14 protein-coding genes and 1 tRNA gene are annotated in these 16,233 nt (G+C 71.2%); 5 read left to right on the top strand and 10 right to left on the bottom strand.

Annotated elements, in window-relative coordinates; genetic code table 11:
* The first annotated feature begins 30 nt into the window (after positions 1–30).
* The gene (locus ACRAKF_RS22985; RefSeq protein ID WP_447042124.1) at positions 31–657 is read left to right on the top strand and encodes a MerR family transcriptional regulator; all 627 of its coding nucleotides are present in this window, start codon (positions 31–33) and stop codon (positions 655–657) included.
* Between the two features lie 39 nt (positions 658–696).
* On the opposite strand, the gene ACRAKF_RS22980 is transcribed toward ACRAKF_RS22985, so the two are convergent.
* Positions 697–1,755, bottom strand: a complete 1,059-nt coding sequence (locus tag ACRAKF_RS22980) for a DUF6528 family protein (RefSeq protein WP_447039220.1) — start codon at positions 1,753–1,755, stop codon at positions 697–699.
* A 141-nt stretch (positions 1,756–1,896) separates the two neighbouring features.
* Positions 1,897–2,679 carry an exodeoxyribonuclease III gene (locus tag ACRAKF_RS22975; protein WP_447039219.1) on the bottom strand — a complete coding sequence of 261 codons (783 nt, stop codon included), beginning with the start codon at positions 2,677–2,679 and terminating at the stop codon, positions 1,897–1,899.
* Positions 2,680–2,832: 153 nt separating this feature from the next.
* Here ACRAKF_RS22975 and ACRAKF_RS22970 point away from each other — a divergent pair, with 153 nt between their 5' ends.
* Entirely contained in the window at positions 2,833–3,372 is a 540-nt protein-coding gene (locus ACRAKF_RS22970; RefSeq protein ID WP_447039218.1) for a GNAT family N-acetyltransferase, read from the top strand.
* Between the two features lie 92 nt (positions 3,373–3,464).
* Here the strand turns inward: ACRAKF_RS22970 and ACRAKF_RS22965 are convergent.
* The 7 genes from ACRAKF_RS22965 to galU all read right to left on the bottom strand — a co-directional run bounded on the left by ACRAKF_RS22965 (position 3,465) and on the right by galU (position 9,262).
* A tRNA-Ala gene (locus tag ACRAKF_RS22965) sits at positions 3,465–3,538 on the bottom strand.
* A 91-nt stretch (positions 3,539–3,629) separates the two neighbouring features.
* Positions 3,630–4,889 (bottom strand): divisome protein SepX/GlpR, encoded by a 1,260-nt coding sequence (sepX, locus tag ACRAKF_RS22960; RefSeq protein WP_447039217.1) that lies wholly within the window; start codon positions 4,887–4,889, stop codon positions 3,630–3,632.
* 175 nt (positions 4,890–5,064) lie between these two features.
* The gene (locus ACRAKF_RS22955) at positions 5,065–5,688 is read right to left on the bottom strand and encodes a GNAT family N-acetyltransferase (protein WP_447042122.1); all 624 of its coding nucleotides are present in this window, start codon (positions 5,686–5,688) and stop codon (positions 5,065–5,067) included.
* Positions 5,685–6,212: a MogA/MoaB family molybdenum cofactor biosynthesis protein gene (locus ACRAKF_RS22950; RefSeq protein WP_447042120.1), complete on the bottom strand. Its 528-nt coding sequence runs from the start codon at positions 6,210–6,212 to the stop codon at positions 5,685–5,687. Before ACRAKF_RS22950 ends, ACRAKF_RS22955 begins: the two co-directional genes overlap by 4 nt.
* Positions 6,213–6,388: 176 nt before the next feature.
* The gene (gene moaC, locus ACRAKF_RS22945) at positions 6,389–6,913 is read right to left on the bottom strand and encodes a cyclic pyranopterin monophosphate synthase MoaC (protein ID WP_447039216.1); all 525 of its coding nucleotides are present in this window, start codon (positions 6,911–6,913) and stop codon (positions 6,389–6,391) included.
* A gap of 87 nt (positions 6,914–7,000) precedes the next feature.
* Entirely contained in the window at positions 7,001–8,347 is a 1,347-nt protein-coding gene (glp, locus tag ACRAKF_RS22940; protein ID WP_447039214.1) for a molybdotransferase-like divisome protein Glp, read from the bottom strand.
* Positions 8,348–8,350: 3 nt separating this feature from the next.
* Complete coding sequence (gene galU, locus ACRAKF_RS22935; protein WP_447039213.1) at positions 8,351–9,262, bottom strand: UTP--glucose-1-phosphate uridylyltransferase GalU; 912 nt, start codon at positions 9,260–9,262, stop codon at positions 8,351–8,353.
* A 93-nt stretch (positions 9,263–9,355) separates the two neighbouring features.
* On the opposite strand from galU, the gene ACRAKF_RS22930 reads away from it, so the two are divergent.
* Positions 9,356–9,970 carry a 5-formyltetrahydrofolate cyclo-ligase gene (locus ACRAKF_RS22930; RefSeq protein ID WP_447039211.1) on the top strand — a complete coding sequence of 205 codons (615 nt, stop codon included), beginning with the start codon at positions 9,356–9,358 and terminating at the stop codon, positions 9,968–9,970.
* A gap of 108 nt (positions 9,971–10,078) precedes the next feature.
* Here the strand turns inward: ACRAKF_RS22930 and ACRAKF_RS22925 are convergent, their stop codons facing one another.
* Positions 10,079–12,937, bottom strand: a complete 2,859-nt coding sequence (locus ACRAKF_RS22925) for a penicillin acylase family protein (RefSeq protein ID WP_447039210.1) — start codon at positions 12,935–12,937, stop codon at positions 10,079–10,081.
* 216 nt (positions 12,938–13,153) lie between these two features.
* On the opposite strand from ACRAKF_RS22925, the gene ACRAKF_RS22920 reads away from it, so the two are divergent.
* Both ACRAKF_RS22920 and ACRAKF_RS22915 read left to right on the top strand, forming a co-directional pair.
* Complete coding sequence (locus tag ACRAKF_RS22920; protein WP_447039209.1) at positions 13,154–14,686, top strand: potassium/proton antiporter; 1,533 nt, start codon at positions 13,154–13,156, stop codon at positions 14,684–14,686.
* A gap of 224 nt (positions 14,687–14,910) precedes the next feature.
* Entirely contained in the window at positions 14,911–16,182 is a 1,272-nt protein-coding gene (locus tag ACRAKF_RS22915; protein ID WP_447039207.1) for an MFS transporter, read from the top strand.
* Positions 16,183–16,233: the final 51 nt, after the last annotated feature.

Raw genomic sequence — 16,233 nt, 5'->3', positions numbered from 1 at the left:
AGCGGATCAGGGGACGTACGCGAGTACCGCATGGCGGAACTGGCCAAGGCGGCCGGCATCACCGTGCGCACCGTCCGCTTCTACCGCGAGCGCGGTCTGATCCCGCCACCCCGCCGCGAGGGCCGCATCGCCTGGTACGACGAGCACCACCTGGCCAGGCTCCGCACCATCGCCGCCCTCCTGGAGCGCGGCCACACCCTCAACGGCATCGCCGAACTCTCCGACGCCTTCGACAAGGGCCGTGACGTCGGCGAGCTCCTCGGCCTCGGCCGCCCCACCGAGGAGCAGCCGGTCCGCCTCACCCCCGAGGAACTCGCCGACCACTTCGCGGGCGAGGTGACCCCGGAGAACCTGGTCACCGCCCTCGACCTCGGCTACCTCGGCACCGACGGCGACGAACTGGTCCACATCAGCCGCCGCCTCCTCGACGCCTCATCCACCCTGGTGCGCAAGGGCGTGCCGCTCGCCGCGGTCCTGGAGGCGGGCCAGCGCGTCCGCGAACACGCCGACGCGCTCGCCGAACTGTTCATCACCGTCCTGCGCGCCCACGTCCCCGCCACCGCCGAGGTGGACATCGAACAGCTCCGCCCGCTGGCCAAGAGCGTGGTGGAGGCGGAACTGTCGATGGCACTGGACCGCCGCCTCCAGCAGCCCTAGTCCGCTCGGGAACCCAGCAGCCCTGATCCCCTCGGGAACTCAGCGGGGCAGCCACCAGCGCGCCTTGTAGATGCCGCCGCCGACGAGCTTGTGGCTGCTCTCGGGGCGGTGGACGCTCACCGTGGTCGTCCACCACGTCTCGCCGAGCCCGCTCTCGGGCACCGCGGTCACCACCTGCCCGGTGCGCGGATCGTCGCCCACGCACTTCACCGACTTACGGGAGATCAGCTCGGCGCCCGCGAAGTCCCGCACGAAGACGCGACGGGCCGTGTCGTACTGGAACACCGCCGCGTTCGTCGTCACCCAGAGCCGGCCGGGCCGCCGCGCCACGGGGAAGAGGTCGTGCCCGCCGGGCGTCCTGCCGGGCGTCCCCACCGGCAGCGCGATCGCCGAGGTCCGCTTCAACGCGGGCCGCGCGGCCGTCCCGCCCACCTCGTACGTCACCAGCTCGTCGTCACCGATCGCCCACAGCACCCGCCGGGCGGCGTCCCAGTGCAGCCCGTGCGCGCCCTTGAGCCCGGCCTCGGCGTACCGCGTGGCCCGCGGGCCCTGCGAAGCCGCGTAGAGCCGTACGATCGCGCCCGTGCTGCACGCGACGGCCACGTTGCCGTCGGGCAGGATCTCGGCGCTGTGCGGATTGAACAGGTCGTCGCCGGGTCCGATCGCCGCGGCCCAGTACCGCTCGCCGGAGGGGTACGCGACGACGGCCACGAAGCCGAACGACGCCGTGGTCAGGACGTACGGACGCCGCCGGTGCACCCGCACCTTCGACTCGTTCGGATAGATCCAGCTCACATCCGGCGCGAGGTCCTGGTAGCGCGGGTCCCCGAGCGGCGAGAACTGCCACCGCACGACGGAGGGGTCGGCGGCCGGGTCCCAGACGCGCCGCCGGGAATCGAGGACGAGGAGCCGCCTGGTCGCCTGCTCGGTGAGGAGCACGGGCGGCGTACCGCCGGGTCTCCCGCCGACGCCGTACGCGTTCGCGCCCGGCAGCGCGGCCACGGCTGTGGCGCCCGCGGCTCCCAGCAGCAGGGCACGCCTGGACGGCCGGGCTCCGCTCTCAGCGGCCTTCGACGACACGACGGACACGACGGACATGAAGTCCCCCCGACACCTCGGCAGTTGGGCATGACGCGACCGCAATCTGCCATGCCCCAGGGGCCCGGGACAGCCCTCTGCCGAACCGACTTTATGACCGCGCGCCGCTTCCGCCACGGGCGCCGCGCGCGCAGGGGTCCGCTACAGGTCGTAGACCACCGTCACGGGCGCATGGTCGCTCCACCGCTCGCCGTGCGTCGCGGCCCGCTCCACGTACGCCTTGACCGCGCGCCCGGCGAGGCCCTCCGTGGCGACGTGATAGTCGATCCGCCACCCTGAATCATTGTCGAAGGCGCGCCCGCGGTAGGACCACCACGAGTAGGGGCCCTCCACGCCGGGGTGCTGTTCGCGCACGACGTCGGCGTACTCCTCGAAGACCTGGCTCAGCCAGGCGCGCTCCTCGGGCAGGAAGCCGGAGCTCTTCCGGTTGCCCTTCCAGTTCTTGAGGTCGGCCTCCTGGTGGGCGATGTTCCAGTCGCCGCAGACGACGACGTGCCGCCCCTGTGCGGCGGCCCGCGCCTTGAGCTCCTTCAGGTACGGGAGGAACTCCCCCATGAACCGCACCTTCTCGTCCTGCCGCTCGGTGCCGACCTCGCCGGAGGGCAGGTACAGGCTGGCGACGGTGACGCCCGGCAGGTCCGCCTCCACGTACCGCCCGCTGCCGTCGAACTCCGCCGAGCCGAAGCCGACCCGCACCCGGTCCGGCTCGCGGCGCGTGTAGAGGGAGACCCCGGCCCGCCCCTTCGCCGCGGCGGGCGCGTGCACGACGTGCCACCCCTCGGGCTCACGGACGCCGTCCGGGAGCTGGTGCGGCTCGGCGCGCACCTCTTGCAGGCACAGCACGTCCGCGGAGGTCTCGGCGAGCCACTCGACGAAGCCCTTCTTGGCCGCGGCCCGCAGACCGTTCACATTCACAGAGGTCACTGTCAGCACAACACTCGCCTTACTTTCCTTTGGCCTCTCCGTCCTCGGGCCAGAGGAAAGGCTCCCATACGGGCGTCACGCGCCCACGCGAGCGTTACCGGCACACTGGATTACTGACTTCCCATACCGTCGCATAGAAGTACGATTGGCCGCATGACTATCCAAGACGCCGAAACCCCTGCCACCCCCCTCACACCCACTGCCCCCGCCGTTGATCTGCGTACGGTCACCTTCGCGCACCCCGACGCCGTCGCGCTCAACGACCGCGTCCAGCTCGAATATGCGGAGCGCTACGGCGACGAGGGCGACGTCACCTTCCTCGACCCGTCCATGTTCGAGCCGCCCCGGGGCTTGTACGTCATCGCGTACGACGAGCACGGCACGCCGCTGGCGACCGGCGGCTGGCGCTCGATGGACGCCGACAGCGAGGAGGGGTACGCGGACGGCGACGCGGAGCTGAAGCGGATGTACGTCACCCCGGAGGCCCGCGGCCTCGGCCTCGCACGCCGCATCCTGGCCGTCCTGGAGCAGGACGCGAGGGCCGCGGGCCGCACCCGCATGGTCCTGGAGACCGGCACGAAGCAGCCGGAGGCGATATCCCTCTACACCTCCACCGGCTACACCACGGCCCCGACCAAGTTCGGCCACTACCGCTTCGACGACCTGAGCCTCTGCTACGCGAAGCAGCTGTAACCGGGGATCCGGGAACGGGAAACGGGGAACAGGGAACGGGGAACGCAAAGATCCCGCCCGGTTCAGTGAACCGGGCGGGATCTCATGTGCAGTGGACCTGTGGGGATTTGAACCCCAGACCCCCTCGATGCGAACGAGGTGCGCTACCAGACTGCGCCACAGGCCCTTGCAACGAGTGAAACTCTAGCACCCCGAACGGAGTGTTCAAAAATCCGCTCCTGGCTGGTCAGCGGTCAGCCGGGGGACCTCACCGTGTCTCACTCGTTGGCGGCGCGGGGCCTGTCCCCGTCCTCGTACTGGTCGAAGAGCGGCGTGCGGCCACGCCCGCGGGCCCGCCGCGCGGACGCGGCCCTGCGCTTGTCGCCGCGTCCCCCGGTGGCGTCGGAACCCTCGGAGCCGTCGATGTCCCCGGCGTCGGCGGCCCGCCGGTCCGGCTCCTCGGCGGCACGCTCGGCCGGACCCGACCGCGCCGAGCTCCAGGCGTCGGGCGCGCCCAGGTCGACGCTGCCGGTGGCACGCGGGGCGACCGGCGCGGTGACGTACGTCGGCAGCGGCACCGGGACCGGGTCCCAGCTTTCGCCGCGGCCGGGGCCACGCTGCCGCTCGCGCTGCTGGTCGACCCACTCCGCGTGGTCGGTCTGCTCGACCAGGGCGCGGCGGTCGGCGGCGAGGGCGGACAGGCCGGTCTCGGTCCCGGGCCCCGCGCCCTCCTGCTCCTCGGCGGCGTCGCGCCCGGCGCCCACCGGCCCGCGGTAGGGCTGCCGCTCCCGTAGCTGCTGCGCCGCGGCCTCGGCGCGGCGGCGGTCCATGACGTAGGTGAAGCGCTTCCGCTCCTGGCCGCGCAGGTAGACGATGTAGCCGCTCAGGAGCAGGGCGGGCGCGGCGGGCGCCCACAGGAAGGCCAGGCCGCCGACGGCCGCGACGATCGCGCCGGCCGTGAAGGCGAGGAAGAGCAGCACGGTCGTGCGCCGGCGCCGGGCGAGCACCTTCGAGCGCCGGGCGCGCGCGGCGGCCTCGGCCGAACCCGCACGCCGCGCGGGCGAGGCCTTGGGGCGGCGGGAGCGCTCACGCTCCGGTTCGGGGCGCGCCTGCCGCGAGGCCGGGGCCTCGGACCGCGCCTGGGCGGCCTCGGACCGCGCCTGGGGGACCTCGGCCCGGGCCGAGGCGGTGTCGCCCCGCGCCGCGGAGACTTCGGGCGACCGTCCTGCGGGCTTCTCCGTCCGGTGCTCCTTGTCGGGTTCCGCCTTCGGGGGCGCGGCGAAGGACCGGACGTCCACCGAGCCGGTGATCACGTCCGGTTCGCCACGGCTCTCTCCCTCTTCGGGCGAGCGGGCTTGCAGGTCCTTGGCGTATCGGCGCTCCATCCCCGCCCGTCCGGACAGCAGCCGGATGGCGGTGCTGAAGCGTTCCGTCGGACGGGCTTCGTTCAGCTCGTCCTGCCTACGGAGCCACATCGGCACCAAGTAGGCGGCCCAGGCCCCGACGATGACTGCGTAGATGAGGCCGCTGCTGCTCACGCTCACACGGTAGAGGGGTTTCGCTGGGGCCATCCGCCAATTGAGTCGGTGTGTCGCACGATCCGGCAGATAACCCGAACTTTTTTGTGACTGATGTGATCAACGGATCACTGAGAGAAGGTGAATTAATGACCGGACGCGACCCATACGGACTGTTCATGCGCAACGCGGCGGGTCAGGCGGTGTTCCGAGGTCGCGCGCGGTGCCAGCGGCGCAGCAGCCCTTCCGGCACCTCTTCGACGGTGAGCGCGAAGACGAGATGATCGCGCCAGGCTCCGTCGATGTGGAGATAGCGCGGACGCATGCCCTCTTCCCGGAATCCGAGTTTCTCCACGACCCGTCGGCTCGGTGTGTTCTCGGGGCGAATGCAGACCTCGATACGGTGCAGCCCGACCGAGCGGAAGCAGTGGTCGACGGCGAGCGCGACGGCGGTCGGCATGACGCCGCGGCCCGCGACGGACTCGTCCACCCAGTAGCCGATGTGGCCCGAGCACATGGAGCCCCAGGTGATCCCGGCGACCGTGAGCTGGCCGACGAGGCGGCCCTGGTACTCGATGACGAAGGGCAGCATCCGGCCCGCGCCGGCCTCTGCCCGCAGATGGCGGACCATCTGCCGGTACGTGGGGCGGTGCACGATCGGGCCGCTGGGCGTGGGCGGCGGGATCGTGGCCTCCCAGGGGCGCAGCCAGTCACGGTTGCGCCGGTTGACATCACGCCAGACGCGCTGGTCCCGCATCTTTATCGGCCGCAGCGTGACGTCGCCGTCCGTCAGATCGACGGGCCAGGAAGAGCCGTTCAGCGCGCACCCCCTGGGGGGGCGGGGTGGTTCCCGGCGGCTGCCGGTCCCGGGTGGTTCGCCGCGGCTGCCGGGCCCGGGTGGTCGGCGGTGGCTGCCGGGCCCGGGTGGTCGGCGCCGCGCAGCTGGTCCGCGGCGTGCTTCAGCAGCGGCTCCAGGACGGCGAGCCCGTCACGTACGCCTCCGGTCGAACCCGGCAGGTTCACGATGAGCGTCCCTCCGGCGACCCCCGCGAGCCCTCGGGAGAGCACGGCCGTGGGGACCTTGTCCCTGCCGTACGCGCGGATCGCCTCCGCGATGCCCGGCACCTCGTGGTCGATGACGCGGCGGGTGGCCTCGGGGGTGCGGTCGGTGGGCGAGATGCCGGTACCGCCGGTGGTGAGGATGACGTCGTAGCCCGCGTCGGCGCCCGCGCGCAGGGCCCGCTCGACGGGGTCGCCGTCGGGAACGACCTGGGGGCCGTCCACGACGAAGCCGAGCGCGGTGAGCCCCTCGGCGAGGATCGGACCACCGCGGTCGGCGTACACCCCGGCGGCGGCGCGGTTGGAAGCGGTGACGACGAGCGCGCGATAGCCCCCGGTCCCATCCGACTGCCGCCCCCCGGCCTGCGGCTCCTGGCCGACCCGCGGGGCTCGGGGGTTCTGGGGCGCCCGGGTCGCCGGAGCCGCATCGTGGTCCACGCGTGCGTGGCCGTCTCCGACGCTCACGCCCCGGCTCCTTCGCGGCTCCACGTCCCCGACTTGCCGCCGGTCTTCTCCTCCACGCGTACGTCCGTGATGACGGCCCCCTTGTCGACGGCCTTGACCATGTCGACCACCGTGAGGGCGGCGACGCTCACCGCCGTGAGGGCCTCCATCTCGACGCCGGTACGGTCCGTCGTCTTCACCGTGGCGAGGATCTCGACCGCGTCGTCGGCCACGGAGAGGTCGAGCTTGACCCCGGACACGGCCAGCGGATGGCAGAGCGGGATCAGGTCCGGCGTGCGCTTGGCGCCCATGATCCCGGCGATCCGCGCGGTGGCCAGGGCGTCGCCCTTGGGGACGCCCTCACCGCGCAGCAACTCGATCACCTGCGGTGACACCAGGACGCGCCCGCTGGCACGGGCCGTGCGCGCGGTCACGTCCTTGGCCGACACGTCGACCATGCGGGCCGCGCCCGCCTCGTCGATGTGCGTCAGTCTCTGCTGCTCAGGGGGTCCGGGGGTGTCCCCCCGGGAAATCGCGGTCATGTGCTGTGGCGCTCCCGGTCCGGGCCCCGCGCGGTGCGGCGCGCGCGGGCCAGTTGTGCGCGACACGGTACCCCGCTGACGGCTGTCTCAGCCGAGCAGGACCACCTCGACGTCCGCTCCCGGCTCCACCGAAGTGGTGTCCTCGGGGAGGACGATCAGCGCGTTGGCGTGGGCGAGCGCGGCGATCAGATGCGATCCCGAGCCGCCGACGGGCTCCACACGGCCCGCCTCGGCGTCGTACCGCCCCCGGAGGAACTGCCGGCGGCCCGCGGGCGAGCCGAGCGCCTTGTCGCAGACCAGCTCCGCGCGCGCGGAGTCCCGGTTGACCTCGGGCAGCCCCATGAGCGTGCGGATCGCGGGGCGCACGAAGAGCTCGAAGGAGACGTACGAGGAGACGGGGTTGCCCGGCAGGGCGAGCAGCGGCGTGTGGTCGGGGCCGACGGTGCCGAAGCCCTGCGGTTTGCCCGGCTGCATGGCGAGCTTGCGGAACTCCACGCCGCTGCCCGCGCCGATGCCGTTCTCGTCGTCCGGGTCGCCCACGGAGGTCAGGGCCTCCTTGACGACGTCGTACGCGCCCACGCTCACGCCGCCGGTGGTGACGACGAGGTCGGCGCGGATGAGCTGGTCCTCGATGGTGGAGCGCAGCGTCTCGGCGTCGTCGCCCACCGCGCCCACGCGGTAGGCGATGGCTCCGGCGTCGCGGGCGGCCGCGGTGAGGGCGAAGCTGTTGGAGTCGTAGATCTGGCCCTCGGCGAGCGCCTCGCCGGGCTGGATCAGCTCGCTGCCGGTGGACATGACGACCACGCGGGGGCGGGGCCGCACCTTGACCGTGCCGCGTCCGATGGCGGCGAGCAGGGCGATCTGCGGCGGGCCGAGGACCATGCCCGCGCTCAGGGCGCGGTCGCCCGCGCGGACGTCGCTGCCCCGCGCCCGCACGTGCGCGCGTGCCGCGGCCGGGCGGTACACCTGGACCTCGCCGGAGGCGCCCTCGGGGGCGGCGCTGTGGGCGCGCATGCCGGTGACCGGGCCTCCGCCCAGTCCGCCGTCGGTCCACTCGACGGGCACGACGGCCTCGGCGCCGGGCGGCAGCGGGGCGCCGGTCATGATGCGGGCGGCCTGGCCCGCGCCGACGGTGAGCTGCTCGCCCGCGCCGGCGGCGACGTCCCCGATGACGCGCAGGACGGCGGGGAACTCCTCGCAGGCGCCCTCGACATCGGCGACCCGTACCGCGTACCCGTCCATGGAGCTGTTGTCGAAGGGCGGCAGCGAGACGGGCACCGTCACGTCCTCGACCAGGACGCAGCCCTGGGCGTCGAGGAGTTGGAGCTCGATGGGTTCGAGCGGGCGGACGGTCGCGAGAATGTCGTCCAGGTGCTCCTCCACCGACCAGAAGCCGCTCTGCCCGGTGGTCGGTGTCGTCGTGCTGCTGCTCAAGTGCTACATCTCCTCGGTGACGTAACTGCGAAGCCAGGCCTTGAAGTCCGGCCCCAGATCTTCACGTTCGCACGCGAGTCTGACAATGGCACGCAGATAGTCGCCCCGGTCACCGGTGTCGTAGCGGCGGCCCTGGAAGACCACGCCGTGCACGGGACCGCCCACCTTCTCGTCCGCGGCGAGCTGCTGGAGGGCGTCGGTGAGCTGGATCTCGCCGCCGCGGCCCGGCTCGGTTTCGCGCAGGACGCCGAAGACGTGGGGGTCCAGGACATAGCGCCCGATGATCGCGTAGTTGCTGGGGGCGTCGGCGGCGTCGGGCTTCTCGACCAGGTCGGTGACCTTGACGACGTCGTCGTCCTCGGTGGCCTCGACGGCCGCGCAGCCGTAGAGGTGGATCTGCTCCGGGGCGACCTCCATGAGGGCGATGACGCTGCCGCCGTGCCTCTCCTGGATCTCGACCATGCGGGCGAGGAGGGGGTCGCGCGGGTCGATGAGGTCGTCGCCGAGGAGGACGGCGAACGGTTCGTGGCCGACGTGCGGAGCGGCGCACAGGACGGCGTGACCGAGCCCCTTGGGGTCGCCCTGGCGTACGTAGTGCATGGTCGCGAGGTCGCTGGACTCCTGGACCCGGGCCAGCCTGTCCTCGTCGCCCTTCTTCAGGAGGGCGGACTCCAGCTCGTAGTTGCGGTCGAAGTGGTCCTCCAGGGGGCGCTTGTTGCGACCCGTGATCATGAGGACGTCATCGAGGCCCGCGGAGACCGCCTCCTCGACCACGTACTGGATCGCCGGCTTGTCGACGACCGGCAGCATCTCCTTGGGAGTCGCCTTGGTGGCGGGCAGAAAGCGCGTGCCGAGGCCGGCCGCCGGGATGACCGCCTTGGTGATCCTGGCGCGAGGGGGGTGAGACTCAGTCATGTCGCCACCATATCCGGTCAGTATGTGCGGAATCTGTGGTTCCAGATACTTGTTCGGCATATGCGTCCACTGAGAAGGGTTTGTGAATTCCCCATGAATGGAACCGATACCGGCGGCCAGCCAACCAAGCGTGGGTTGCGCGGGGACTTCCTCGCGGTGAGACGCGGGTTGACTGGGGATGACGTGCGGAAGGCGGCCGTGGTTCTCGCCGGGCACGCGCTGGAACTCCCCGAGCTCGCCACGGCCGGGACGGTCGCGGCCTACGTGTCCGTGGGCAGCGAGCCCGGCACGCGCGTACTGCTCGACGCGCTGCACGCGCGCGGGACGCGCGTACTGCTGCCGGTGCTCCTCGCGGACAACGACCTGGACTGGGCCGCCTACGACGGCGAGGACTCCCTGGTCGCCGTGGAACACCGGGGCAAGATGCCGCTGTTGGAGCCCGCCGGACAGCGGCTCGGCCCCGACGCCGTCCTGGAGGCGGACGCGGTGCTGCTGCCCGGCCTCGCGGTGGACGGGGGCGGCACCCGGCTCGGGCGCGGCGGCGGCTCGTACGACCGTGTCCTGACCCGCCTGGAGCGCGCGGCCACCGATCCGGCCCTCGTGGTGCTCCTGTACGACTCCGAGGTCGTCGCGCACCTTCCCGGCGAGACGCACGACCGGCCCGTGCACGCCGCGGTGACGCCCTCGGGGGTACGCCGCTTCCGGTGACCCCCGGACACCCGCTTCCGGTGACCTCCGGATACCCGAGAGGGCCCTCCACGCGCGCGTGGAGGGCCCTCTCGGCAGGTGCGGTGCTTCACCGCTCGGCGTGCCCGGTCAGGGGCGGAGCACCAGCTTGTCGCTCGTGCCCTTCTCGACGGCCTTCTTGGAGTGGGCCCACGGCAGCAGTTCGCCCTTGGCCCACTTGTCGGTCTGGTCGGTGTAGTGCGCGTTGTACGCGTGTCCCGAGGCGCCGGTGAGGTTGATCCACTTGGACTTGTCGAGGTCCTTGAGGTTCACCACCATGCGCATCGAGGGCACCCAGACGACGCCGTAGCCGCCCGCCGCGTTCCAGCCGGTGGCGTTGACCGCCGCCTCGCCGCCGCCGAGGTTCCACGGGCCGCGGTTGAGCACGTACTGCAGCCAGCCGGGGCCTTCGGTGCCGAGCGTCTGGTTCTTCAGCGTGAGGCGGTGCAGACGACCCCAGCTCCAGGTGTCGATGTCCTTGCCGAGCTTGGCCGTCAGGTCCCAGCGCGCGTCATGGAGAGCCCGCTCGAACAGCTGGTCGCGGTTCTTGGTCTTCTTGTCGGTGCGGGTCGACGGCGCCTTCCACCAGTCGTTGGTCTCGTCGTCGATGATCTTGCGGATCACCTCGTAGTAGCGGTCGCCGCCGTCCGGCTGGGCCGAGTCGGCGTCGCGCTCACCGCACTCGCGCACCCGCTTGCCCTCGTCGGCGGGGCGGGTGTTGCCGGCCGGTTCGACGTTCAGGCACTGGCCCTTGACGCGCAGCTCCTTGGGGAGCTTGTTGCCGATGGCCAGCTTGAGGATGTTGCGCCAGACCGAGTTGAAGTACGCGGCGGCCGCCGAATCGGCGTCCTGGGTGTAGTCCCAGCCCTCGAGGAGCTTCTGCGCCTCGCGGACGTACTTGTCCTTGATGTCGATCTTCAGCAGCTTGGGCACGAGCAGCTTGGCGATCTCGCTGCTGTTGTCCGTCTGCATGAGGCGCATGTCCTCGGTGGAGACCTTGCCGCCGTTCTTGATCTTCGACTGGATGAGGTCGTCGATCCGCTGGCTGCGCGCCCCGTAGCCCCAGTCCGAGGTGAGCTTGTACGGGTACTTCGCCTCGTCGCTGTCGTCGATGACGGCCTGGTTGGCCGTGACGATGTAGCCGCGCTTCGGGTTGTACTCGTAGGGCAGCGCGTCCTGCGGGATGTAGCCGTCCCAGCGGTAGTCCGGGTCCCAGCCCGGCGCGGGGAGCGAACCGTCGCCCTTGCCGCGGGTGGGGATCTTGCCGGGTGCCTGGTAGCCGATGTTGCCCTTGGTGTCAGCGTAGATCAGGTTCTGCGAAGGCACCTCGAAAGAAGCGGCCGCCTTGCGGAAGTCGGTGAAGTTCTTCGCCCGGTTCAGCTCGAAGACGGCGTCCATGGAGTTCCCCGGGGCCAGCGCGGTCCAGCGCAGCGCCACTCCGTAGCCGTCGCCCCGGTCGGGCGCGGCGGTGTCGACGCCTGCCTTCTTGCCGACCTTGACCAGCTCGTCGTCGCGGTCGGAGATGAGCGGGCCGTTGTTGGTCTCACGGACCGTGATCTTCTTTTCCTTGCCGCCCGCGACCTTGATGGTCTCCTCGCGCGAGGTGAAGGGCAGCACCTTGCCGTCGTACTGGTAGCCGTCCCCGGTGAACTTCTCCAGGTACAGGTCCGTGACGTCGGCGCCGAGGTTCGTCATGCCCCAGGCGATGTCGTTGTTGTGGCCGATGACCACGCCCGGCATGCCGGAGAAGGTGTAGCCGGAGACGTCGTACTGGCACTTGTCCGACACCGAACGGCAGTGCAGGCCCATCTGGTACCAGACGGAGGGCAGCTGCGGCGCCAGGTGCGGATCGTTGGCCAGCAGCGGCTTGCCGGTGATCGTGTGGTCGCCGGAGACGACCCAGGAGTTCGAGCCGATGCCGTTGCCGTTGGGGCCGAGGACCGCGGGGACCCCGTCCAGGGCGTCGGAGAGCCCCGAGAGCTGCGACTGCATCCCGTCCGGCGCCTGGCCGCCCCCGGCGAGCCCGGAGCCCGCAGCGCCGCTCGTGCCGGTCTGGGTGCCGGTGCCTGTGCCTGTGCCGGTGCCCGTTCCGGTGCCTGTGCCCGTTCCGGTACCAGTACCAGTGCCAGTTCCGGTGCCGGTACCAGTTCCGGTGCCGGTGGCGGTGCCCTCGGCGTCGTACTTCTCGGTGATGCCGTCGTAGGCGCCCTCGCGGACGACGGGCTTGTTCCGCTTGTACGGGTACGCCGGGTACAGGTCCTTGATCTGCGAGGGGCCGAGACGGCTCGTCATCAGGGAGCGGTCGATCTCGTCCTGCATGTTGCCGCGCAGGTCCCAGGCCATCGCCTTGAGCCACGCCACGGAGTCGACCGGGGTCCACTTCTGCGGCTTGTAGTCGTTGGTGAAGCCGAGCGCCGCGTACTCGACGGAGATGTCCTTGCCGTCCTTGCCGTCGAGATAGGCGTTGACTCCCTTGGCGTACGCCTGGAGGTACTTCTTCGTCTTCGGGGAGAGCTTGGAGTCGTACTCCTTCTTCGCCACCCGGTGCCAGCCGAGCGTGCGCAGGAACTCATCGGTCTTGACCTGACTCTTGCCGAACATCTCGGAGAGCCGCCCGGAGGTCATATGGCGACGTACGTCCATCTCCCAGAAGCGGTCCTGTGCCTGGACATAGCCCTGGGCCATGAAGAGGTCGGCGTCGGAATCGGCGTAGACCTGGGGGATCCCGTTCCCGTCGCGCTTCACCTCGACGTTGGCGGATAGTCCGTCGAGCTTGATCGATCCCTTGGTCTGCGGGAAGGAGGCGCGCACGGTGCTGACGCTCCAGTACGCGCCGAAGCCGATGCCTCCGACGATGGCCAGGACCAGGACGATCACGACGAGTCGGGCTCGGCGCCCCTTCTTCTTGCCGGACTTATGGCCGGAAGAGGCGTTGGTGTTGGAGGGCATCGCTGTCCTTGCTGTCCTTACGCGAGCGGCAGGGCGGGCTGTGCTGTCGACTGGGCGGCTCTGGGAGCGCTGGAGCAACCATAGGCGCAGGGGGTCGCGCCCCCGGACGCGGAGTCAGGAACCAGACGCCTGAAGATCGTAAATGCGTTCGAAGGCATCAAGGAAGCGTTAACAATTAGGTAAGGTAACGAAGTACTTGGCTCGCACGAACCACTTGTGCGCGCACGGAGGAAGGAACGGCCCCTGACTGTCCACCACCTCAACCAGCTCCTGCTCGTCTGCTCGCTCGTTCTGCTCGTCGCGGTGGCGGCGGTCCGCATCTCGTCGCGCAGCGGGCTACCGAGCCTGCTGCTGTACCTCGGCATCGGCGTGGCCATGGGCCAGGACGGCATCGGCGACGTCCACTTCGACAACGCCGAGCTGACGCAGGTCATCGGCTACGCCGCCCTGGTCGTGATCCTCGCCGAGGGCGGCCTCGGAACGAAGTGGAAAGAGGTCAAGCCCGCCCTGCCGGCCGCCGCCGTGCTCTCCACCGTCGGCGTCGCGGTGAGCGTCGGCGTCACAGCGGCCGGCGCGCACTACCTGGTGGGCCTGGAGTGGCGGCAGGCGCTGATCATCGGCGCGGTGGTCTCCTCCACGGACGCCGCCGCCGTCTTCTCGGTGCTGCGGAAGGTGCCGCTCCCCTCCCGGATCACCGGTGTCCTCGAAGCGGAGTCCGGGTTCAACGACGCGCCCGTCGTGATCCTTGTGGTGGCGTTCTCCACCGCGGGGCCGGTGGACCAGTGGTACGTACTGCTCGGCGAGATCGCCCTGGAGCTGGCGATCGGCGCCGCCCTCGGCATCGCGGTCGGCTGGCTGGGCGCCCTCGGCCTGCGCCACGTGGCGCTGCCCGCCTCCGGCCTCTACCCCATCGCCGTCATGGCCATCGCGGTCACCGCCTACGCCGCGGGCGCCATGGCGCACGGCAGCGGCTTCCTCGCCGTCTACCTCGCCTCAGTGGTCCTCGGGAACGCCAAGCTGCCCCACTGGCCCGCCACCCGCGGCTTCGCCGAAGGGCTCGGCTGGCTCGCCCAGATCGGCATGTTCGTCCTGCTCGGCCTCCTGGTCACCCCGCACGACCTCATCGACGACACCTGGCACGCGGTCCTCATCGGCCTGGTCCTCACCGTGGTGGCACGGCCCCTGGGAGTCGTGCTCGGCATGCTGCCGTTCCGGCTGCCCTGGCAGGAGAAGGCACTGCTGTCCTGGGCGGGGCTGCGCGGCGCGGTGCCCATCATCCTGGCGACGATCCCGATGGTGAGCGGCGTCCAGGACAGCCAGCGGATCTTCAACATCGTCTTCGTACTGGTCGTCGTCTACACCCTCATCCAGGGCCCCACGCTGCCCTGGCTGGCCAGGACGCTGCGGATCGGCGGCGGCTCGGAGGCGGCCGACCTCGGCATCGAATCGGCGCCCCTGGAGCGGCTGCGCGGCCATCTGCTCTCCGTGGAGATCCCCAAGGACTCCCGCATACACGGCGTCGAAGTCGGCGAGCTGCGGCTGCCCGCCGGGTCCGCCGTCACCCTGGTGGTGCGCGCCGGCGAATCGTTCGTGCCGCTGCCGACGACCGTGCTCCAGCGGGACGACGAACTCCTCGTGGTGGCGACGGACCCGGTGCGGGACGCGGCCGAGAAGCGGCTGCGCGCGATCAGCCGCGGCGGCAAGCTGGCCAGTTGGCTGGGAACCGACGGAGAAACGCACCAATCGTAGGTGGCGAGGGTCTCATCCACTGTGTTCACAGGGGCTGATGAGGCCCTTGCCTGTACGATAAAGGCACCTGATCGAACCAACTCTGCCTGAAGCAGAGCTGGCGCGACCGTATGGCGGCCGTGCAGCCCCACAGTTGGGCCCGGCATCTACCGCAGTTCCGCGCAAGAGGACAGCTCTCGGCGCCCCCGCACGGGCGCGCTACCAGGCGGCAGAAAGGCACGGCCGTGGCATCCACGGTCACCGACACCCGCCCGGGTTACGGACAGCTCCTGCGCACCCCGCGCGCCTGGACGTTCCTGCTGCCCGGCTTCGCGGCGCGCCAGCCGTTCGCGATGCTGACCATCTCCATCGTGCTGCTGGTCCAGCACACCACCGGCTCGTACGGTGCCGCGGGCGCCGTCTCGGCCGTCACCGGCGTCTCCATGGCGCTGTTCGCCCCCTTCAGCGGCAAACTCGCCGACCGGTTCGGCCAGCGCGCCGTCCTGGTGCCCGGCGTCCTCGTGCACTCCGCGTCCGTCATCACGCTGACGGTGCTCGCGCTCTCCGGCGCCCCCCTGTGGGCGCTCTTCGTGGCCGGCGTGCCCGCGGGCGCCTCGACGCCGCAGATCGGCCCCATGGTGCGTGCCCGCTGGGGCGTCAAGCTCCAGGACTCCCCCCTCGCGACCACCGCGGCGGCCTTCGAGTCCGTCACCGACGAGCTGACCTTCGTCCTCGGCCCGCTCCTCGCGACCGCGCTGTGCACCGGCATCACACCCTCCGCGGGCCTGTTCACCGAGGCCGGGCTCACCCTGGTCGGCGGACTCCTCTTCGCCGCCCAGAAGAGCACCCAGCCGAAGCCGTCCGCGCACGACGACGCCCACGCGCGCGTGGAGCACGTCTCCGCGCTGCGCATCCCCGGCGTGCGGGTCCTCATGGCCACCTTCCTCGGCATCGGCGCCGTCTTCGGCGGCATGCAGGTATCGCTCGCCGCCTTCTCCGAGTCCATCGGCGAGCCCGGCCTCAACGGCGTCCTGTACGGCACGTTCGCGGCGGGCAACATGCTCTCCGGCGTCGTCTGCGGCGCCATCGCCTGGAAGATCTCCCCGCAGCGCCGGCTCCTCGTCGGGTACACCGCGCTGACCCTGATGGCCTCCGGGCTCTGGGCCGCGCAGTCCACGCTGCTCCTCGCCGGGCTCGGCCTCCTGGTCGGCGTCTGCATCGCGCCCGCCCTGATCACCGGCTACACCCTGGTCGACAAGCTGGTCGCGCCGACCGGCCGCACGGAGGCCTTCACCTGGCTGACCGGCGCGGTCGCCCTCGGCCAGGCGGCGGCCGTCACGGTCGCGGGCCAGCTCGAGGACCGCCTCTGGGACGGGGCCGGATTCCTGGTCCCGCTCGGCGGCACGGCACTGGCCCTCGCGGTCCTCGTGACTCTCCGCTCGCGGCTCGTCCCCCCGGCCACGGGACGCACGGTCTCGCGTGGCGTGGGTCACCGCGTGCCGGTCGCGGTGGACTGATCTCGCGGAATACGTCACTATGGACCGTCGTTAGCACTCATCGAGTGAGAG

The organism is Streptomyces sp. DSM 118878, assembly GCF_052936595.1.
Note: the sequence above shows the minus strand (reverse complement) of the source record. Positions and strands in the feature narration are given on the sequence as shown.